Genomic DNA, 19725 nt, shown 5'->3' with positions numbered 1-19725 from the left:
GGCCGGCTCAGGTCACCACATGGTCCGCTGAGTGGTTCAGTGGTTGTTGCCCGGGATCAGGAACAGGTGGATCGACTGGTCCTTCTCGCGGAGCCGCTGGTTCCCCGCGCCCTTCTTCGCCCGGTCGGACACGATCACCACGTGGTCGGCGGAGACCCAGGACACGCCCTCCGGATTGCCGTAGACGGTACGGCCCTTGCTGTCGGTGGGCAGACGGTGGACCGTGCCTTCGTCGACCTGCCACTTCTTGGTGTCGATGCGGCTCACCCAGAGTGCGGACGAGGCCTGCGACAGGACGGCGATGCGTCCGTCGCGCACGGACACGCTGGCGTAGTCCTCGAAGGGCAGCGATGCGGGCAGCCGGATCGTGGACGTGTTGATCCAGCGCTTGCCGCCGCGCCGGAAGACCTGGATGCGGCCGCCGCCCGGCTTCCTGCCCTTCTTGCCGCCCGCGCACCGGTTTCCCTCGCACAGGGCGAGGAGGTATCCCGTGCCGGAGCGCTCGACCCACTCCAGGCCCTCCATACCCTTGTTGGGGTCCGCAAGGTCGAAGTCGAGGGGCACGGTGGATCCGACCGGGCGCAGCTTCGCGTCGTACTCCTGGACGTGGGCACGGAAACCCTTGGGCTTGACCGGTTCGGCCTCGCTCAGCGTGTAGTAGTGGTCCCGCCGCTCGTCGTGGGCGATGTCCTCGTACCCCTCGTTCGAGGCCGAACTGCCCTGTTTCTTGGCCAAGTTGGCGTTGATGACACCGTTCTCCGGTGCCTTGGGGGACAGTTCGCTGCTGACCCGGATGAGGGAGGGCAGGTTGTCGCAGACGATCAGGAAGGCTCCGTCGCGGTAGAGGACACCGCTCGCCTCCAGGCGGGTGCCGGCGCCGTCGCCGATCAGATCCTGGATCTTCGTTTCCTTGACCAGGCGCAGCTCGCGCGCCTTCTCCACCTTGGGGTCGGTCCGGGTCCCGGCCCTCCCCGGCTTCTTGGTCGCGGTCATGAGGGCAGTACCTCCGTCGCGCCTGGGAACGTCGCCCCGCTGGCTCCGTTGGGATAGGTCTTGCGCAGCTCGGCGAGCTGCTGACGTGCGTGGTCGTAACGCATGCGCGTGTAGTGGAAGATCCCGTAGGTGAACTGTGAGCCCCGGCTCAGTTCCCACTGCCGGTACCCGGCGCGGTACACCTCGTCGTTGGTGAACTGCCGTCCTGTGAAGGGCTGTCCGTGCGGGCTGGTCGACTCGCCGTACGCGGCGGACGAGACGAGCTGCCACAGACCGTCACTCCGCCCGGAGCCCTCCGAGCCGAGCAGCGCTGCGACCTGCTCGGGCCCGAACTCCGTGTCCAGGAGGTACTCCAGGTGGTCGAGGTAGTACTGGCAGAAGTCGTGGTGGCGCAGCAGATTGGTGAAGAGCGGTAGCTGTGACACCTCGTGCGGGGCGTGCGTGATCCGGCAGTAGTTGCGGGTCATCGCGGGCCAGTCGAGCAGGTCGGTGTACTGCCACTGGGTCGAGAAGAAGTCGATGCCCGAGCTGTTGTCGTAGTCCCAGGGGACGAACGTGAAGTACGGGCGGGCCATGAACCCCGTCGGGTCGCCGAGCCGGCCCGAGTTGTAGAGGTAGTAGTTCGACGGCGTGGCGAAGTAGTTGTCCCAGCTGCCCAGGAGGACATTGGCGCCGGCCCAGCGCAGGAACGCCGGCACGTTCAGGATCCGCTCGACCGCGTCGCGGAAGGCGTCGGTCGTGAACTTGGTCTGGTCGCCCGGCAGTTGCACACCGTTGATGGCGCGGATGAGAGCGGCGAGGTCGTCGTAGGTGCTGGCGGCCGGCACGTCCTCGTTCGTCTTCAGGCGGTACGTGCGGTCGTCGTCCAGGCTGCCCGCGGTGAAGTACTGCCGGCCGCTGTCGGTGCCGTCCGTGCCGGGCCGGTGCTCCAGCGTCGCGCAGCCGACGTCGCCGCAGTAGGCCTTGTAGAGGTTGCCCTCGGCGTTCTTGCCGAAGTGGTCCTTGAGGAACTTCTTGTCGACCTGCTCGATGACCGAGAACAGCCCCATGTAGCGGTCGTTGATCGAGAACGTCGCGTACGTGTGCTGGGCCGCCGGGATGCCTGCGCGCTCGAGGAGCCGCCAGGCGACGGCCTCGCGCGTCTGCGACGGGTCGTTGTACATCGCCTTGAGGTTGATCCGCTCCATGCCGTAGAGCCGGTCCTCGCTCGCGCCGACCTCGAAGTCGATTTTCCAGGAGCGCTTGGGAGCGTGTGCCGTCATATTGCCGCTGTTGACCATGGAGAACGACGGTGTCGCGAGCAGTGTGTCGTCCGCGGCGGCGCCGCTCCTCGCCAGGGTCAGCCGGGCGCCCGGCGGCGCCTCCATCACCTTGTCGGCCGTCAGGACGCCGGGCGGCCACCCGGTGACCGCGACCCGATACATGTCCTGGGCGAAGAACTCAGTTTTGCTCTCAGCGGCGTTGAGGAGTTCCTCCACGACCCGTCCGATCGCGGTGAGCTGCCCGTCCGGACCGAGACATACGAGACCGCCGTCCGCCGGGGTGCCCGGCCTGTCCCCTTGCTCGGCGAGCAGAAGGTCGTACACCGTGCCGAACTCGGCCTTCGTCCGCAGCGCGGAGTCGACCGGCCCCGCCATCGCGTTGGCCCGCTCGGCGAGGCGCCGACCCGGGCCCGGCGGCAGCGCGGACACCGCGATGATCTGGTTCTTGAACGCGTCCCGGAACGTGCCCTTGCTCATGGTCCTGTCCACGACGGCCTCCCCTTCGGTGAACCTTTCTCTCTACGCTCGGCGCCACATGACCGCCAGACCGAGAATCGGCCGGGCGCTCGTGCGGCTCGCCGGACCGAACGCCTCGTCACGGACAACGGCGCTCGCTTCCGCGCCGGCGCGAACATCGCAGTGCGGCGGACGGGTTGGTGACGGTCAGGCACCGACTGGGTCGCTCCTGTGCCGCGTGGACGACATTCTCGGCAGGCGCAGGGCCGGAGTGGAGCAGTGCGAACCTCGCTCCGAACGCTTGTCGCAGAGCTTTTCCGGTCGCACTCGCGAGGGCGTCAAATGGCGTGGACCGGTCTCTGCACATGCCGTCTACTGGTGGGGCCGATCGGGCGGTAGCACCTTTGCGGGGAGCACGGGGGAGGTCCGCACATGTCAGGGGAAGCCAAGCACCACTGGATCATCGCGTTGGACATCGAGAGTTTCAGTCCGCGCCGAGACCCCGTGCAGCGACGAATCCGGGCCGCGATGTACCGCGTTCTCGGTGGCACGATGGAGCGGGCCGGGCTCGCGGCGGCGGATGTCGTGTCCGAGGATCGCGGCGACTGCGTGCTCGTGCTCGTCCGATCGTCCGTGTCACCCGTGGTGATCGCGGGGCCGTTCGTGCGCGAGCTCGACGAAGGGCTCGGCGAATACCTGCAGGAGGCCAACGAGGATCACGCGGTCCGGCTGCGGATGGCATTGCACCAGGGTCTGGCAGCAAGCGACGAGCACGGCTGGTCGGGCGACGCGGTCAACACCACCTGCCGGATCGTCGACGCCCAGCCGCTGCGCGACGTCCTCGCCTCAGCTTCGTCGGCCCGGATGGCGTTCGCCGTGTCGGACGCGGTCCACCGCGCGGTGATCAGGCATGGCCACCTCGGTCAGAGGAAGCCACACAATGCCGTTGTTTTTGTGTGAAGCCGAATCCGTATTTGAACCTCACGCGCCACGCGGTCGCTGTGGGTGGTGTGTTCGCAGCGACCGCGAAACGGGGCCGGCCGGCGCGGCTCCGTCGACCGCTCATCTTGACAGCTCACGGCGCAAGGGCTGTCGGCCCGGCGACCTATAGTCGATCTCATGAGTCGTTGGCAGGAATTGACCGGTGGGACGTCCGGTGACGAGTACGCCGCGCGCTTCGAGGCACTGGCCCGCAGTGGCACGGACGTGCACGGCGAGGCGGCGCTCTGTGCGGCTCTGGTGCCTGCCGGGGCCCGTGTGCTGGACGCGGGCTGCGGTACCGGGCGGGTCATGATCCGGCTGGCGGAGCTCGGGTACGACTGTGTGGGGATCGACCTGGACGCCTCGATGCTGGACGTGGCGCGGGCGCAGGCGCCTCAACTGCCCTTCTTTCAGGTCGATCTCGCCGAGTTCGATCCGGCCCTCGTCGGTATCGCCGCGGACTTCGATCTCGTGGTGGCCGCCGGTAACGTCCTGCCGCTGCTCACCCCCGGCACGGAGGCCACCGTGGTCAAACGCCTGGCCGCGGCCCTGCGTCCGGGCGGCCTGCTGGTCGCGGGCTTCGGCCTGGACGCCGCCCACCTGCCCGTGCCGCCCACCATCACGCTGCCGGAGTACGACGCCTGCTGCGCCGCGGCCGGCCTCACCCTCGTCGACCGCTTCGCCACGTGGGACGCCGCTCCCTACGACGACGGCGGCGGCTACGCCGTCAGCGTCCATCGCGCCTGACCCTGTCCCGGCATGCCGGGACGGCACGGGAGCTTGCGGAGCCACGGCTGCCGGATCCACGAACGCGGACGCGGACAGGATCTGTAGCGCGACTGTTGCGACCGAGTAAGCAGGAACGGTCCGCTACTTCGGTATCTTTCCGGGGACGCGCCGGGCATGCCCGGTCCCCGGCCGTGGGGTGCGCCCCGCCCCGCCGCCGAAGAAGAGGACCGGGCTGATCGTCGCCGGGGCCGTGGTCGGGTCGCTCGCCCTGCTGGCGGTCATCGGTGCCCTGCTCCCGAACACGGACAAGGGCGATGACAAATCCGGGGCCTCCGGCTCCAGCGGTGCGGGTGGAACGGGCGGGGGCGGCGCCAAGCGTCCCGATCCCGAACCCGCGAGCTACAAGGGGATCGACCTGACCGAGGACTACTACCTCAAGCTCGGCGACAGCCCGCCCAAGCCGCTCGACGGTGGCGACACCGGGGCCATGTACATGGGCGGTGACCTCTACTACTACGACGGCATGGTCACCGGGGATCAGAGACTCGGCACCGACAACGGCAAGTTGGTCCTCCTCAACAACGCGCAGAAGGGCTCCCCGCAGAGCTGCCGCACGGAGACCCGCTACACCGACCAGATCGACCTCGACCAGCTCTCGGCCGGATCGCAGATCTGCGTCCGCAGCGACGCCGGCCACATCGCGGTGGTCACCTACCGCGGCAAGTCGGGCAGCAACGACCCGAGCAGGTACGTCACTGTCGACGTGACGGTCTGGCGCAACGCCGAAGAGCCGACAGAGAGCGACTGACCCGGTCGTCGACGTGAGGCGCGACGAGGTCGACGTGTCCGCGTGAACCTCCCGGCATGCGAAGCGGCGGTTGCCGCGAAACCTGGATGCCGAGGCACACTTCCACGGCAGCCCACGGCAGAGTGAAGGCTGCCAAGAGGTCGCAGGGAGGAACGCGTGCTGGGTCTCGAGCTTGTCGTGCTGTTGGGGATCGCCGTGCTGGTCGGCTCCGCGCTGGGCGACCGGTTGCGTATCGCACCGCCCGTGGTCCTCATGGTCATGGGCGTGCTGATCGGTCTGATCCCCGCACTCAGCAAAGTGGAACTGCCCTCCGAGGTGGTGCTGCTGCTCTTCCTGCCCGCACTCCTGGCCTGGGAAAGCCTCAACACCTCCCTGCGCGAGATCCGTCGCCACCTCACCGATGTCGCTCTGGCGGCCACCCTGCTGGTCATCGCCTCGGCGGCCTCGGTGGCGTGTGTCGCGCACGCGCTCGGCATCGACTGGGGGCCTGCCTGGGCGCTGGGCGCGGCCGTCGCACCGACCGACGCGACAGCGGTCAATGTCGTGGCGCGGCTCCTGCCCCGCCGGGACATCACACTGCTGCGCGCCGAGAGCCTCCTCAACGACGGTACGGCGCTCGTCGTCTACGGCATCGCCGTCGGCGTCACCGTCGGCACGGAGCACGTCACCGTCCCGCACGTCGGGTGGCTGTTCGTGCTCGGCTACGGCGGCGGTGCGCTGATCGGCTTCGTCACGGGGACCGTCGTGCAGTGGATGCGGGTCCGGATGGCGGAGGCAGCCGCGTTGCGCGGCCAGGTACTGATGCTGCTGGCCCCGTTCTCCGCCTACCTCCTCGCCGAGGACGTCGACGCCTCGGGTGTGGTCGCCGTCGTGGTGTGCGGGCTGATGCTCAGTCAGAGCGGGCCGCGGACCGTACGCGCCGAGGTCAGGGTCCAGGCGCAGAACTTCTGGGTGGTCGCCACCTATCTCCTCAACGGCTCCCTGTTCGTTCTGATCGGCGTCGAACTCGACTTCTCGGTCCGCGCGATGGGCGACGACGAGATCCCCCGTGCCCTCGGCACCGGATTCGCGGTGGCCGGCACGCTCATCGCCGTGCGTTTCGCCTACTACTTCGGCGTCGCCGCCTTCTTCCGGATCGCCCGCCGAGGCACTGCCCGTGCGTCGGGTACGACGTACTCGCAGCGGCGCCTGACCGTGAGCGCCCTGTCCGGCTTCCGCGGGTCGATCTCCCTTGCCGCGGCCCTCGGCATCCCCTCCCACCTCGACAATGGTGAGGCTTTCCCCTCCCGTCAGCTCATCGTCTTCGTCACGGGTGTGGTGATCGTCGTGACGATGGCGCAGGCGCTGATCCTGCCGTGGGTGGTGCGCTGGGCGAAGATCCCGCACGACCGCTCCGTCGCCCGGGAGGAATGGCTCGCCGAGTCGGCCGCGTTCGAGTCGGCCCTCGCGGCCCTGCCGGAACTGGCCGCGCGCCTGGAGACGGCGCCCGCCGTGCGCGAGGCGATCCTGCGCGCCCACCAGTTGCAGGCGGACACCGTGGCGCAGCGCTGTGCGTCGATCCCGGACGACCCCGAGGAACTCGCCGCCCACCCGCAGCGCCTCACCGACGACCACGCGGCCCTCAGTCTCGCCCTCCTCGCCGAGCGCCGCACCGTGATCGTGCGCCTGCGCGACACGGGCGACATCGACGACACGGTGCTGCGCCGCCTCCAGGGCCGCCTGGACACCGAGGAACTCCATTTGCTGGGGCACGTTCCGGTGGAGTGAGGCCTCGGCGTGGCGCCCTGCACCTCGGCGAGGGCGGTGGTGTGTTCGGCACAGTTCGGAAGCGGCCCCCTTTCGGGAGCCATGTGGCCGTGCCACACGCGAAACGCCGAAGATCAGCGCCCGCGCTGCGTGCCGCTCCCGGCCTTGTGCAGCATCTGCGCCAGCAGCAGGACGCCTCCGGTCGCTGCCCCTGCCGCTCCCGCGGCCAGGAAGCCGCGAGAGGAGCGCCAGGACAGCACTGACCACCGTGACTGCGCCGAGAACAAGGACCCCGTACTCAGCCATGATCCGGTCGAGACGAGGGACAGGGAAGAACCGATCGAGCCGACCGACAGGGCACTTCCGATCGAGCCGACCGACAGGGCCGAACCGACGGACCCCACGGACAGCACGGAACCCACTGAGCCGATCGACAACACGGAGTCCTGCGACCACAACGACAGCACTGAACCAGAGGAGGGACTGTGGGCCGACCGTACCGGCAGCTTTGGCATGAGGTCATTCTGCCGCCGGACGCTCGGTTCCGGGCCCCCTCGGCGTAGGGCAGACGGCGCGTCGCACGCCCCTCGCCGTATCCGCGCGGGCCATGGCCCCGGCACCGGTGCGCACCGGCCCGGCTAGACTTCCCGGCATGGTTCGATCGTCCCGGAGTGAGGCGACCCCCGGGATGTGGCGGCGCGAGGCGGGCACCGTGGTGCGCCGGGCCGAGCCGCTCCCGGTGCAGGCGGCGGGTGCCATCCTCGCCGGGTTCCGGACAGTCCGCGCTCCCACGGAGTGGTCGCCGCACTCGCATGCCCTGCACGAGCTCGTCTGGGTGCGCGGGGGGACGCTGACGTCCCGTGTCGGGGACCGCGTCCTCACCGTGGTCGAGGGGTACGGGCTGTGGATGCCCGCCGGTGTGGTGCACGCGGGCCGGGCGACGGCGGGCGCGGAGTTCTCCGACGCCTTCTTCGCCCCTGATCGCACGCCGTTCGCGTTCGAGGAACCGAAGGCGATCGCCATGACGCCGTTGCTGGAGTCGCTGCTGACCCATCTGTCCCGTACGGATCTTGATGTGGAGGCCAGGGCGCGGGCCGAGTCGGTCGTCTTCGATGTGATCCAGCCCTCGGAGCGTCAGTTCGCGCTGCAGTTGCCGGGCGACTCCCGGATCGACGCGATCGCCGAAGCCCTGCTGGACGACCCCTCCGACTGCAGCTCGCTGGAGGAGTGGGCGCGGCGGCTGGGGACCAGCGACCGCACGATCACACGCGCCTTCCGGCAGGCGACGGGTCTCTCCTTCGCGCAGTGGCGCCAGATGCTGCGTGTGCACCGGGCGCTGCTGCTCCTCTCCGAGGGCTTCGACGTGACGACGATCTCCGAGGTGCTCGGCTACGCGCAGCCCAGCTCCTTCATCGCGGCCTTCCGGCGGGTCACGGGAACCACGCCGGGCGCGTTCCTCGACACGTCGGACAGCACATCGGGGGATGTCCGGAATTCCGTATCGCGTGACCAGAACTCCTGATTGTCGACGTGGCAACCGGAATATAACCTTCTCGGAGTTAGGTGACCCTTAGTTGGTGCTCGCCGCGAACGGCCTGTCCGTTCGTGGGGGAGCGCGCGGCCCGGCCGGTGCAGGCCGGACGGAGGGCGCCGCAGTCCTCGCCCCTCCGATTGTCCGGACGCCTTCATGTTCACAAGCCCCTTTCGGCAGGCCGGAAGGCCCGTGGTCGACCCCGCCGCCCCGGCGGCCGCACTCAACGGGCACGACCTGGTGCTGCGCTACAGCGGCAAGCCGGTCGTCCACGGTGTCTCGGTCGCTCTGGAACCCGGCCGTGCGACCGCCCTGGTGGGACCGAACGGCAGCGGGAAGTCCACGCTGCTGCGTGCCCTCTCCCGACTGCACCGGGTGGACGGCGGCCGGGTGACACTCGGCGCCCCCGACGGACAGCCCGACCGTGACGCGGCCCTGCTCAGCCCCCGTCACTTCGCGCGTGAGGTCACGCTGTTCTCCCAGTCGAGGCCCGCTCCCCAAGGGCTGACGGTCGCGGAGGTCGTCGCTTTCGGACGCCATCCCTACCGGCGCGGCTTCGCCGGACCGACCGCCGAGGACCGGACAGCCGTCGACCACGCCATGGGGGTCACCGGAGTACGGGAGATGGCCGGCCGGCAGGTCGGAGAACTCTCCGGCGGCGAGATGCAGCGTGTCTGGCTCGCGGCCTGCCTGGCCCAGGACACCGGCGTCGTGCTGCTGGACGAGCCGACCAACCACCTGGACCTGCGGTATCAGTTCGAGACGCTCGACCTGGTACGGGATCTCGTCGAGGAACACGGCATCGCGGTCGGCATCGTGCTGCACGACCTCGACCAGGCCTCCCGTGTCGCGGACACGCTCGTCCTCATGCGCGCCGGCCGCGTGTACGCGGCCGGCACACCCGCCGATGTCCTCACCGCCGAGAACATCGGCGAGGTCTACGACATCCGCGTCGACGTGGAGGTCGATCCTCGGACGGGCCGTCTCCGCATCGACCCGCTCGGACGCCACCTGTCCTGAACACGGCGGCACGCCTCCCTGAGCGCCAGATCCGCCGCTCCGAACGGCCGCCGTGCAAGCGCCACGCATCACCTACGTGTCGCCAACGCGTCACTTGAGAAAACTTGAGAAAGAGGACCCTTCATGAACCGTGCCCGTCGCCTGGCGGCGTCCGCCTCGACCGGGATCGCCCTGCTCGCCGCAACGGCCTGCGGTACGACCGACGTCGACAAGGCCACGGCCGGCAGCAGCGCCGACGCGTCCCCCGCGTCGAAGAGCTGCGCGCAGGACACCACGACCACCTCGACGAAGCCGGTCTCCTTCAAGGACGGCGTCGGCCGCCAGGTGAAGCTCGACAAGCCCGCCAAGCGGATCGCGGTCCTCGAATGGCAGCAGGTCGAAGACGCGCTGACGCTGTGCGTCACCCCCACCGCCGTCTCCGACTCCAAGGGATACACCACGTGGACCAGCGCGGAGAAGCTGCCCAAGGGCGTGACGGACATCGGTACCCGTGAGGAGCCCGACCTCGACACCCTCTACGCGGCCAAGCCCGATCTCATCGTCGTCGAGGCCTTCGACGCCAAGGACGAGACGATCAAGAAGCTGGAGAAGAGAGGCGTCCCCGTGATGGCCACGCGAGGGGCCGACCCGAAGGACCCGATCGGGAACATGAAGAAGGTCTTCAGCATGATCGGCCAGGCGACGGGACGCACCGAGCGTGCCGACCAGGTGCTCAAGGAGTTCGACCAGCACCTCGCGACGGCGAAGCAGCGGGTCACCGACGCCGACCTGCCCACGAAGGACTTCCTGTTCTTCGACGGATGGCTCGAGGGAGGCAACCTCACCGTACGTCCCTACAGCGACGGCGCCCTCTTCACCGAGCTGGGCAAGGAACTCGGCATGACCCCCGCGTGGACCAAGGACGTCAACGCGAAGCACGGTGACGGGGGCGTGGACGCCGCCTACGGCCTCGCGCAGACCGACGTCGAGGGACTCACCGCGGTGGGCGACGCCAACCTCTTCTACGCGAACGACGAGGGCGCCGGCGGGTACGTCGCGGCACTGGACAAGAACCCGATCTGGAAGAAGCTCCCCGCCGTGAAGGAAGGCCGCGCCCACGCGTTCCCGGCGCGGGTGTGGGGCGCCGGCGGCCCGCGCTCCACCGAGCAGGCGATCGACGCCTACGTCGACGTACTCGACAAGAAGTGAACACTCCACAAGCAGCGGACACGCGACAAGAAGTGGACACGGTCCGCACAGCGGCACCTGAAGGCGGACCGCTGCCGCGCGCCGAGCGTGGCGGCGGCGCCGGGGCGGCCGTCCTCGGGACCCTCCTCGTCGCGACCGTCCTGGTGGGCATGTGGCACCTGACGCAGGGGACGTCTGGCGTCGGCGTCGGCGACCTGGTGCGCCATCTCGCCGGTCAGCACGACAGCGCCGGCGGGGCGCCGGTCGGTGAGATCCTCACCGGCTCGCGCCTGCCGAGACTGTTCGCGGGCGTCGCGGTGGGCTTCGCCCTGGGCTGCGCCGGCACGCTGCTCCAGTCCGTCACCCACAACACGCTCGCCTCGCCGGACACCCTCGCGGTCACGGCCGGGTCCTACTTCACCCTCACGCTCGTCGCCGCCTTCGGCCTCTCCGTCCCGCTGTGGGCGTCGGGCGCCGTCGCCTTCGCCGGCGGCCTCGTCGCGGCGGCACTCGTGCTGCTCCTCGCGGGCCGGGCCGCCGGCACCGCGGGCACCCGCCTCATCCTCGCCGGATCGGCGACGGCGATGGCCCTGGACGCGGCGACCGGGATGCTCCTCATCCTGTTCAACCAGAACACGACCGGGCTCTTCGCCTGGGGGAGCGGCTCGCTCGCGCAGCTGAACATCGACGCGTCGATCCGCGCCGTCCCCCTCATCGTCGTGGTGCTGTGCGTGGCGCTGGCGCTGTCCCGACGCCTTGACGTGATGAACCTCGGGGACGACACCGCGTCCACCCTCGGCGTGCCCATCCGGACCACCCGCGTGACCGCCGTGCTCTGCGCGGTGCTCCTGACCAGTACGGCGGTGACCCTCGCGGGCCCGATCGGCTTCGTCGGTCTCGGCGCCCCCGTGCTGGCCCGCCTGATCGCGGGACGGGTCCGCGCGTTGCGCCGGCACCTTCTCCTGGTGCCCGCCGCCGGGCTGCTCGGCGCGCTGCTCGTCCTGCTCGCGGACGCGTCCCTGCGTGCGGTGCAGGGGGCCGACGGGGCCGCCTCCATCCCCACCGGCGTGCCGACCGCGCTGCTCGGCTCCGTCGTGATCGTGGTCCTCGCGCTGCGGCTGCGTGACACGGGTCAGCTCCGGCAACCACCGCGCGCGCGGGTCGCCGTACGCTCGCGCCGCGCCTTCCTCCTCGTCGTGTCCGGCGCGGTGGCACTGCTGGTCGCGGCGGCTCTCGTGGCGGTCCTCGCGGGGAGCCTCTGGCTGCGTACGGGGGACATCGTGCTGTGGCTCCAGGGCGCCGCCCCGGACCTGATCGGCGCCGCGCTCGACGACCGGGTGCCCCGCGTGACCGCCGCGATCCTCGCCGGCGCGGCGCTCGGACTGGCCGGCTGCGTCGTGCAGGGCTCGGTACGCAATCCGCTGGCGGAGCCGGGGGTGCTCGGCATCACGGCGGGTGCCGGACTCGGCGCGGCGGCCGTCGCCACGTCGGGTCTGTCCGGCGGACGGCCCGTGCTCGTCACGGTCGCGGTCGCCGCGGGGCTCGCCACGTTCGCGGTGATCGCCGTGCTGTCCTGGCGCGGCGGCTTCCTGCCCGACCGCTTCGTACTGATCGGCATCGGCATGGGGTACGGCCTCAGCGCCGTCACCACCTTCCTCCTGCTGCGCGCCGACCCGTACAACACGCCCCGGATCTTCACCTGGCTCTCCGGCACGACCTACGGGCGCACGTTCCGCGACGTCGTCCCGGTCGCGGTGGCGCTGGCTCTCGCCCTTCCCGTACTGCTGTTCATGCGGGGCCGGCTCGACCTGCTCGCCGTCGACGAGGACACCCCGCGCATCGTCGGTGTCAGGGTGGAACGCACCCGCATCACCGCCCTGGCGATCGCAGCGGTACTCGCGGCGCTCAGCGTCATCGCCGTCGGCGTCGTCGGGTTCGTGGGGCTCGTCGCCCCGCACCTCGCCCGTTCCCTGGTGGGGTCCCGGCACGGTCGCGCGATCCCGGTCTCGATGCTGCTCGGCGGAGTGCTGGTGTGCGTGGCGGACGCCCTCGGCCGCACGCTCGTCGCCCCCGCCCAGGTGCCGGCGGGCCTCATGATCGCCCTGGTCGGCGCACCGTACTTCGTGTGGGTGCTCCGGAAGTCCCGCGCATGACCCCGGGCGGGCCCCCGTCCCTCGTCCCCTTCGTCCCGCCAGGAGCACCAGCATGTCGCCCCACACGCCACAAAGCATCGTCGTCCCTTACGAGCCCGATGCCCTGCCGACCCAGCTGATACGGCTCGGACACCCCGAGGTGTGGGAGCGCTGGCGCGCGGTCGACCGCTCCGCCCACGCCCCGCACATCGTGGCCGTATCCGGTGACAGCGGCGAGGACTGGACCGCTGCCGCGCTCGTCACGGCACGCCCGAACACGGCCTATCTGAAGATCGTCGATGCCGTCGGCGACGTACCGGCGGCCGTAAGCGCTGTCGTCGACCACGGCCGCCGCCGAGGGCTCGCGCAGCTCAAGTGGGAAGGGTGGACGGCAAGCCCCGAGGACGCCGCTGCAGCCGGCTTCACCGCCCTGAGCCCTCCGCTCACCCAGTCGGAGGGAGCGGCCGGACCCGATGCCGGTTACGTCCGCTGGCTGTGCGACGGCGTGGTGACCGAGCCTCCGTACTACGGGCAGACCACGCACTTCACCTGCGGCGCCGTCACCGCCCTGGTCGCGCAGGCACACGCCGGGACGCTGCCATGGGAGGCGCTCGACCGGGAGGCGGAGTTGAGGCTGTGGCGCGACGCCACCAACTTCTTCGCGTGCGAGCCCGTCGGACTGGGCGTCGCCTTGCACCGAGCCTGGCCGGCTTCCCCCGTCACGGTCCACCTCGACACGGACCGGCCGGTCCTGCTCGGCCACTACCCGGAGAACGACCAGGAGTGGCGTGCCCTGCTCCAGCGCGCCTCCCGCACGGACGCGGAACGTGAGCGCGTCCCGGTCGATCCGCGCCGCCTCTCCCTGACCGCCATCCGGGACGCGATCGGCCGGCGCGAGCACGTGCTGCTCCTGCTCTCGCTCGCCGGGATGCAGGGATTCGAGGTGCCGCACTGGGTGCTCTGCCACGGCACCGTACCCGGCGCCGTCGTGATCGAGGACCCCTGGGCCAACGCGGCGACCGGGGACACCTGGGTCGACGCCCATCTCCTGCCGGTCCCCGACCCGTCGCTCGACACGATGTCGGTCATCTCGCCGGAGGACTTCCGCGGAGCCGTGACCATCGGCGATCCGCGGCGGCGGGACATGCCCGGTACCGATCCGGCCGGCGAGTAGTCCGATGGCCGCCGGCATCCCCCGGCGTCGCGCGGGACACCATGATTCGGTGTTCCGGTACTTGGAGAAGGAGCTGCAGCGATGGAGATACGTCCCACGACCGATGAGGACCTGGACGTCTTCGTCGACACGGTCCACACGGCATTCGGGCTCTTCCCGGAAACCCCGGTCGCGGGCGGCGGGCACTGGTGGTCGGCGCTCGAAATGGACCGCGGCCTGCTCGCCCTGGCAGCGGACGGGCGGCCCATGGGCACCGCCGCCGCGTACTCCTTCGAACTCACCTTGCCCGGCCGGACCCTCGTTCCGGTCACCGGGGTGAGCTCCGTCGGCGTCGTGCCCTCGCACCGGCGACGTGGCGTGCTCAGCGCGATGATGCGGCGGCAGCTCGCCGAGGTGCGGGCCCGGGGCGAATTCCTCTCCGTGCTGCTGGCCTCCGAGGCTTCGATCTACGGCAGGTTCGGTTACGGACCGGCGACCTTCACCGCCCGGCTGACGGTGCCGCGCCACCGCGCCGCCCTCGCGGTCCCGCGGGCGCGTACGGCGGCCGACGCGCAGGCGACCGGCCCGGACGGCGGGACTGTCGAGGTACTGCGGCGCGCCGAGTGCGGTGAGCTCCTCGAAGAGGTCTACGACCGGTACCGGCGTGCCCAGCCCGGCGCGCTGTCCCGGCCGCACCGCTGGTGGGCCCTGGGAGCCGGGCAGTCGCCGGTCTCGTCGGCGCCGCGCTACGTCGCCGTCCACCGGGACGCCGACGGCGCGGCGGACGGGTACGCCAGCTACTCCATCGGCGAGCCCACCACCTTGACGGTCGACGAGACCATCGCCGACGACGACGCGGTCTTCACGGCCCTGGCCCGGTTCGTCCTCGGACACGACCTGGTCTCGCAGGTCGTGTTCCGGCACGTCCCGCCCGAGCACCCGCTGCGCTGGCAACTCGCCGACCTCCGCGCCGGCGAGGTCGGTGAACAGTCCGACTGGCTGTGGGTGCGTCTCCTCGATGTTCCGCGTGCCCTGACAGCACGCGGCTGGTCCGAGGACGGTGAACTCGTCCTCGACGTCGACGACCCGTTCCTCGGGGAGCACGGCCGCCACCTGCTGACTGTCCGCGACGGCAAGGCCGACTGCGTCCCCACGGACCGGCAGCCCGACCTGTCCTTGGACGTGCGCGACCTGAGCTCGCTCTACCTGGGCGGCATCGCCCCGAGCACGCTCGTGCGCGCGGGACACATCCAGGCCCACCATCCGGGCGCCACCGCCCTCGCGGACGCGCTTTTCCGCACTGACAGCGCCCCGCACTGCCTGCACTGGTTCTGAGAGGAGGGCGGACCGGATGGGGCTCGTGTTCTGCCCTGCGGACGGCGAAGTCACCAGCCCGGATGTCTCGTGGTCGCACCACGGGTTCAACCTTTTCAGGGAGTGGCCGGCGCGGACCGAGGGTTTCGCCCTCGCCGAGATGGCCGGCTTCGCGGGACGCCGGCCCTGGAACAGCGTCACCACCACGCCGGCACCGCTCCTCGACCATCCGGACGACGGCGGCGACATCGCACCCGCTCAATGCGCGGCCATGCTGCCACGACTGGAAGCAATCGTCAGGGAGCGGTCACAAGCCGCCGGAGATCCCGCCCTCCAGCGACGTATCGATGACACTCACCAGCTGATGGACGTCATGAAGTACTGCGTGGACAAGGACATCCCGCTCGACTTCTGCTGACCTCGGTGGCGGGTTCATCGCGTGAACTGACGAGCAGTGCGCGAGGGCGGCTCCCGGGAGGCTCGAACTGCACTGCTACGGCGCGTAGTTCAGCAAGTCGCCCGCTCAGCGGGGTGTCGGCCGCAGACGCACGGGCAGAGTCAGGTGTCCGTTGCTGATCAAGGTGGGCAGGGGCCGCAACTCTGCCGCGGGGACGGCGAGTTCGATGTCGGGGAATCGGTCGAGGAGCAGGCGCAGGGCGGTGGCGACTTCGAGGCGTGCCAGGGGTGCGCCCAGGCAGAAGTGGACGCCGTGGCCGAAGGCGAGGTGGTCCTTCGTGGGGCGGGTGACATCGAAGCGGTCGGCGGTCGGGCCGTGCCAGCCGGGATGGCGGTTGGCGGCGCCGTAGGAGGCGAGGATCGCCTCGCCCCGGCTGATCACCTGCCCGTCGGGCAGGGCGACGTCGGTGAGGGCGTAACGCAGGGGCAGGTGCTTGATCGCGGGTTCGTGGCGCAGGGTCTCCTCGACGACGTCGCTCCAGTCGGCGCGGCCGGCGCGGAGGTGGCCGAGCTGTTCGGGGTCGGTGAGCAGGGCGGTGACCGCCTGGTCGATGACGTTGACGGTCGTCTCGTAGCCGGCGCTGATCATCAGGAGGAGCGTGTCGCGCAATTCGCTGTCGGTGAAGCCGCTGCCGTCGCCTTCGTCGTCGCGGGCGGCGATGAGAAGCGAGGTCATGTCGTCGGCGGGTTCGGCGCGTTTGGCCGCGATCAACTCGTCGAGGGCCTTGTACAGGGAGGCGGTGTTCGCGGCGGCCTGTTCAGCGGTGAGAGTGGTGTCGAAGACGCCGTCGACCACGGTGCGAAAGCCCTGGATCCGGCTTTCGGGGACGCCCAGGAGCCGGCCGATCACCGCGATCGGCAGGGGGTAGGCGAAGTGTTCGCGCAGGTCCACGCTCTCCCCGGCAGGACGGGATTCGAGGTCGTCGAGGAGTGCGTGGACGATGGTCTCCACGGTCGGTCGCATGTCCTGGATCCGGCGGGCGCCGAGGACCGGAGCGACCATCCGGCGCAGTCTGCGGTGGTCGCCGCCGTAGGCGGTGAACATGCTCTCCACGGCGATCCACAGCGCCAGGGGCCAGGTGGACACGGTATCGGTGAAGGCCGGCCAGTGGGCGCGGCCGTCCTTGGAGACCTGCGGGCTGGTGAGCAGTTGCTTCAGGACGGCGGGGTCGGTGACCGACCAGACGGTCAGGCCGAGGATGTCCACCCTGGCGGCCGCGCCGCGGCTGCGCAGGGCCCGGTGCTCGGCGTGGTGGTCGGAGGCTTCGGGGTCCAGGACGAGGGTCGGCTGGTCGGGCACGGAGGGCTCCTTCAACGGCTGGCGGGCAGCAGGGCGGGAGGGGGCGCGGGGTGTGGGCTCGGTGGAAGGGGCCGGGCGTCGGTGTGGTCCGACGGGCGAGCCGACGGTCTGTGTGCCGGCCTCGTGCAACTGACCGCTCAGTGCCCGTAGTTGTGACACGAGGGTGGAAGGCATGCCGTTCTTGCTCGTGTCTTGCTCGTGTCGCTGCCGGATCTCCCGGACACAGCGCCGCGGGCGGGGCGGACATCTGCCCCGCCCGCGGCGGTGGAGTGATCGAGGAGGGTCAGTCGCCGTGGCCGAGCGCGACGTCGAGGTCGCTCGGGTTGCCGCTGGGTGCCACGGTGACCGGCGTCGACACCGGCGGGTAGCCGCTGGCGATCACGGTGTACGCGGTGCCGGACAGACCGGCGAACGCGTAGGCGCCGTCGGAGCCCGTGGTGTGGACGGCGACCACATTGCCGGCCTGGTCGAGCAGGGTGACGCGGGCATCGTTCACGGGGGAGCCGTCGGTGCCCCGCACGGTGCCGGTGAGCGATGCGGCGGAGCGCAGTACGGCGTCCTGCCGCGTGGCGGTGCCGTGCGTGACGTGGGTCTGCCCCGCGTAGGGCTGGAAGCCCTCCGCGCTCGCGGTGAACGTGTAGGCGCCGGGCGGCAGTTGGGGCAGGGAGTACGCGCCGGCCGGGTCGGTGAGTGCCGTGCCGACGGTCTCGCCGCGCTCGTCGGTGGTGACGACCAGCGCGCCCGTGACGGGTGCCGAGCCGGACTCCGCCCGCACGGTGCCGAACAGGCCGCCGTCGCCGGTGAGGACGAGGTCGAAGGTGACCGGTCCGTCCGCGCGCAGGGCGAGCGTGGCGACCCGCGGGTCGCGGCCGGGGGAGGCGCCGACGAGAACGTGCCCGGCGCCGTCGCCGGACGGGGCCGACACCGCGTAGCTGCCGTCGCCGGCGGCGGTGGCGCGGCCGACCTGGGCGCCGGCGCGGTCGACCAGGGTGACGACGGCGCCCGGAAGGGGAGCGCCGTCCCCGTCGAGGACCCGGCCGTGCACGCCCGGACCGTTCACCGCCGGGGCGGTGGCGACGACTGCGGGAGCGGCCTCAGCAGCAGCGACCTCGGCGGTGTCATCGGCTTCGGCGGCCGGGGCCGCGGCGGCCTTCGGCCGTGCGTGCGCCGTCGGACGGCCCGCGCGGTACATCAGGAGCGCGATGACGAGACCGGCCGCGAAGAACGCGGCGGCCCACCAGTACGCGGTCGCGTAGCTCTCGACGGCGGCCTGGGCCCGGCTTGCCCCCGAGGCGCCGTGGTCGGCGATGTAGTTGTCGGCGGCGGTCGCGGCCATGGTGCTGAACAGCGCCGTACCGATCGAACCGCCCACCTGCTGCATGGTGTTGACGGTCGCGGCGGCGACGCCCTGGTCCTTCGGGTCGACCCCGAGGGTGGCGAGGCTCATCGCGACGGGCATCACCATGCCGATGCCGAGGCCGATGATGATCAGCGGCGGCAGCACGTGCGCGCTGTAGGTGCTGTGCACGTCCAGGCCGGTGAGCCAGACCAGACCGCCCGCGGTGAGCCCCATGCCGACCGGGACGATCGGCTTCGGGCCGAGCTTCGGGATCAGCACCATGGTGGCGAGCTGTGCCATCACCATGAGCGAGAGGATCATCGGCAGGAACGAGGCGCCCGTCTTCATCGGGCTGTAGCCGAGGACCGTCTGCAGGTAGTACGTGAGGAACAGGAAGATCCCGAACATGCCCGCGCCGGTGATGAACACGCTCAGGTACGAGGCGGCGCGGTTGCGGTCGGCGAGGACCCGCAGCGGCAGCAACGGGTGCTTCGCCCGTGACTGCCATACGAAGAAGAGCGCGAGCAGCACGACTCCCGCGGTCAGGAAGGCCCAGCAGAGCCAGTTGCTCCAGCTGTGCGTCTCGGCGTTGGAGAAGCCGAAGACGATGCCGAAGACGCCGGACGCGACCAGCAGGGTGCCCAGAAGGTCGAGCTTGGGGCGGGCGGTGGGCGCCGGCTTGCGGATGAAGATGATCGCGCCGATGACCGCGAAGGCGGCGATGACGAGGTTGACGTAGAGCGTCCAGCGCCAGTCGAGGTGCTCGGTGAGGAAGCCGCCGAGCAGCATGCCGATGGCGCCACCGGACCCGGCGATGGCGCCGAAGATGCCGAAGGCGCGGGCGCGCTCCTTGGGTTCGGTGAAGGTCGTGGTCAGCAGGGCCATCGCGGTGGGCGCGAGGACCGCGCCGAAGACACCTTGCAGGGCGCGGCCCGCGACGAGCATCGAGAAGCCGGTGGCGGCACCGGCCAGCGCGGACGAGCCGGCGAATCCCACCAGCCCGATGAGCAGTGTCGCCTTGCGTCCGAAGAGGTCGGACAGCTTGCCGCCGAGCAGCAGCAGACTGCCGAAGGCCAGGGAGTAGGCGGTGACGACCCACTGGCGGCCGTCGTCGGAGAAGCCCAGGTCCGCCTGGGCGGACGGCAGGGCGATGTTCACGATGGTGGCGTCCAGCACCACCATCAACTGGGCGAGGCCGATGACGGCCAGGACCCACCAGCGGTGGGGGACGTGGTGCGCCGCCGGGGCGCCCGGCGGCTGCGTGACCGGGGCCGGACGCTCGCGCGCGTCGAGGGTGGTGGACATGCGTGGTCCTTCGGGCTGTGGGGGTTCGGGAAC

The 19725-nt window shown here is 70.7% G+C and carries 16 protein-coding genes; 11 read left to right on the top strand and 5 right to left on the bottom strand.

Annotated features, from left to right (window positions below):
- Positions 1-36 precede the first annotated feature (36 nt).
- Together AB0J02_RS21860 and AB0J02_RS21855 are read right to left on the bottom strand one after the other, a co-directional pair.
- Positions 37-993, bottom strand: a complete 957-nt coding sequence (locus tag AB0J02_RS21860) for a hypothetical protein (RefSeq protein ID WP_363195390.1) — start codon at positions 991-993, stop codon at positions 37-39.
- Positions 990-2744 (bottom strand): CotH kinase family protein, encoded by a 1755-nt coding sequence (locus AB0J02_RS21855; RefSeq protein WP_363195389.1) that lies wholly within the window; start codon positions 2742-2744, stop codon positions 990-992. The genes AB0J02_RS21860 and AB0J02_RS21855 overlap by 4 nt, the downstream gene beginning before the upstream one ends.
- 399 nt (positions 2745-3143) lie before the next feature.
- Here AB0J02_RS21855 and AB0J02_RS21850 point away from each other — a divergent pair, with 399 nt between their 5' ends.
- The 4 genes from AB0J02_RS21850 to AB0J02_RS21835 all read left to right on the top strand — a co-directional run bounded on the left by AB0J02_RS21850 (position 3144) and on the right by AB0J02_RS21835 (position 6996).
- Positions 3144-3671 (top strand): hypothetical protein, encoded by a 528-nt coding sequence (locus AB0J02_RS21850; protein ID WP_363195388.1) that lies wholly within the window; start codon positions 3144-3146, stop codon positions 3669-3671.
- A gap of 159 nt (positions 3672-3830) precedes the next feature.
- On the top strand, positions 3831-4439 hold the full coding sequence (locus AB0J02_RS21845) for a class I SAM-dependent methyltransferase (protein WP_363195387.1): 609 nt from the start codon (positions 3831-3833) through the stop codon (positions 4437-4439).
- A 178-nt stretch (positions 4440-4617) separates the two neighbouring features.
- Positions 4618-5229 carry a hypothetical protein gene (locus tag AB0J02_RS21840; protein WP_363195386.1) on the top strand — a complete coding sequence of 204 codons (612 nt, stop codon included), beginning with the start codon at positions 4618-4620 and terminating at the stop codon, positions 5227-5229.
- Positions 5230-5385: 156 nt separating this feature from the next.
- Positions 5386-6996: a Na+/H+ antiporter gene (locus AB0J02_RS21835; protein WP_363195385.1), complete on the top strand. Its 1611-nt coding sequence runs from the start codon at positions 5386-5388 to the stop codon at positions 6994-6996.
- A 113-nt stretch (positions 6997-7109) separates the two neighbouring features.
- Here AB0J02_RS21835 and AB0J02_RS21830 read toward each other — a convergent pair whose 3' ends face one another.
- A complete protein-coding gene (locus tag AB0J02_RS21830; protein WP_363195384.1) occupies positions 7110-7490 on the bottom strand; it encodes a hypothetical protein in 381 nt (126 codons plus the stop codon).
- 137 nt (positions 7491-7627) lie between these two features.
- On the opposite strand from AB0J02_RS21830, the gene AB0J02_RS21825 reads away from it, so the two are divergent.
- From AB0J02_RS21825 to AB0J02_RS21795, 7 genes are all read left to right on the top strand, one after another.
- Positions 7628-8497, top strand: coding sequence for an AraC family transcriptional regulator (locus AB0J02_RS21825; RefSeq protein WP_363195383.1), 870 nt, complete (start codon positions 7628-7630; stop codon positions 8495-8497).
- 165 nt (positions 8498-8662) lie between these two features.
- Positions 8663-9526 (top strand): ABC transporter ATP-binding protein, encoded by an 864-nt coding sequence (locus AB0J02_RS21820; RefSeq protein WP_363195382.1) that lies wholly within the window; start codon positions 8663-8665, stop codon positions 9524-9526.
- Positions 9527-9649: 123 nt separating this feature from the next.
- Positions 9650-10714, top strand: a complete 1065-nt coding sequence (locus tag AB0J02_RS21815) for an iron-siderophore ABC transporter substrate-binding protein (RefSeq protein WP_363195381.1) — start codon at positions 9650-9652, stop codon at positions 10712-10714.
- Between the two features lie 32 nt (positions 10715-10746).
- Positions 10747-12846 (top strand): iron ABC transporter permease, encoded by a 2100-nt coding sequence (locus AB0J02_RS21810; protein ID WP_363195380.1) that lies wholly within the window; start codon positions 10747-10749, stop codon positions 12844-12846.
- Positions 12847-12898: 52 nt separating this feature from the next.
- Positions 12899-13999 carry a peptidase C39 family protein gene (locus AB0J02_RS21805; protein WP_363195379.1) on the top strand — a complete coding sequence of 367 codons (1101 nt, stop codon included), beginning with the start codon at positions 12899-12901 and terminating at the stop codon, positions 13997-13999.
- An 81-nt stretch (positions 14000-14080) separates the two neighbouring features.
- Positions 14081-15313, top strand: a complete 1233-nt coding sequence (locus tag AB0J02_RS21800) for a GNAT family N-acetyltransferase (protein WP_363195378.1) — start codon at positions 14081-14083, stop codon at positions 15311-15313.
- A 16-nt stretch (positions 15314-15329) separates the two neighbouring features.
- Entirely contained in the window at positions 15330-15710 is a 381-nt protein-coding gene (locus tag AB0J02_RS21795) for a hypothetical protein (protein WP_363195377.1), read from the top strand.
- 105 nt (positions 15711-15815) lie between these two features.
- On the opposite strand, the gene AB0J02_RS21790 is transcribed toward AB0J02_RS21795, so the two are convergent.
- Together AB0J02_RS21790 and AB0J02_RS21785 are read right to left on the bottom strand one after the other, a co-directional pair.
- Positions 15816-17048: a cytochrome P450 gene (locus AB0J02_RS21790; RefSeq protein WP_363195376.1), complete on the bottom strand. Its 1233-nt coding sequence runs from the start codon at positions 17046-17048 to the stop codon at positions 15816-15818.
- A 283-nt stretch (positions 17049-17331) separates the two neighbouring features.
- On the bottom strand, positions 17332-19692 hold the full coding sequence (locus AB0J02_RS21785) for an MFS transporter (RefSeq protein ID WP_363195375.1): 2361 nt from the start codon (positions 19690-19692) through the stop codon (positions 17332-17334).
- Positions 19693-19725 lie beyond the last annotated feature (33 nt).

This window comes from Streptomyces sp. NPDC050264 (assembly GCF_040655895.1).
Taxonomy (GTDB): Bacteria; Actinomycetota; Actinomycetes; order Streptomycetales; family Streptomycetaceae; genus Streptomyces.
The sequence above is the reverse complement of the archived record's forward strand: the minus strand, read 5'-3'. Positions and strand labels throughout refer to the sequence as shown.

Bases quoted from the DNA above. Each gene is read 5' to 3' on its own strand.
- AB0J02_RS21795 (WP_363195377.1), top strand. From the start codon at position 15,330: ATGGGGCTCGTGTTCTGCCCTGCGGACGGCGAAGTCACCAGCCCGGAT.
- AB0J02_RS21830 (WP_363195384.1), bottom strand. From the start codon at position 7,490: ATGCCAAAGCTGCCGGTACGGTCGGCCCACAGTCCCTCCTCTGGTTCA.
- AB0J02_RS21815 (WP_363195381.1), top strand. From the start codon at position 9,650: ATGAACCGTGCCCGTCGCCTGGCGGCGTCCGCCTCGACCGGGATCGCC.
- AB0J02_RS21805 (WP_363195379.1), top strand. From the start codon at position 12,899: ATGTCGCCCCACACGCCACAAAGCATCGTCGTCCCTTACGAGCCCGAT.
- AB0J02_RS21800 (WP_363195378.1), top strand. From the start codon at position 14,081: ATGGAGATACGTCCCACGACCGATGAGGACCTGGACGTCTTCGTCGAC.
- AB0J02_RS21850 (WP_363195388.1), top strand. From the start codon at position 3,144: ATGTCAGGGGAAGCCAAGCACCACTGGATCATCGCGTTGGACATCGAG.
- AB0J02_RS21845 (WP_363195387.1), top strand. From the start codon at position 3,831: ATGAGTCGTTGGCAGGAATTGACCGGTGGGACGTCCGGTGACGAGTAC.
- AB0J02_RS21860 (WP_363195390.1), bottom strand. From the start codon at position 993: ATGACCGCGACCAAGAAGCCGGGGAGGGCCGGGACCCGGACCGACCCC.
- AB0J02_RS21825 (WP_363195383.1), top strand. From the start codon at position 7,628: ATGGTTCGATCGTCCCGGAGTGAGGCGACCCCCGGGATGTGGCGGCGC.
- AB0J02_RS21820 (WP_363195382.1), top strand. From the start codon at position 8,663: ATGTTCACAAGCCCCTTTCGGCAGGCCGGAAGGCCCGTGGTCGACCCC.
- AB0J02_RS21785 (WP_363195375.1), bottom strand. From the start codon at position 19,692: ATGTCCACCACCCTCGACGCGCGCGAGCGTCCGGCCCCGGTCACGCAG.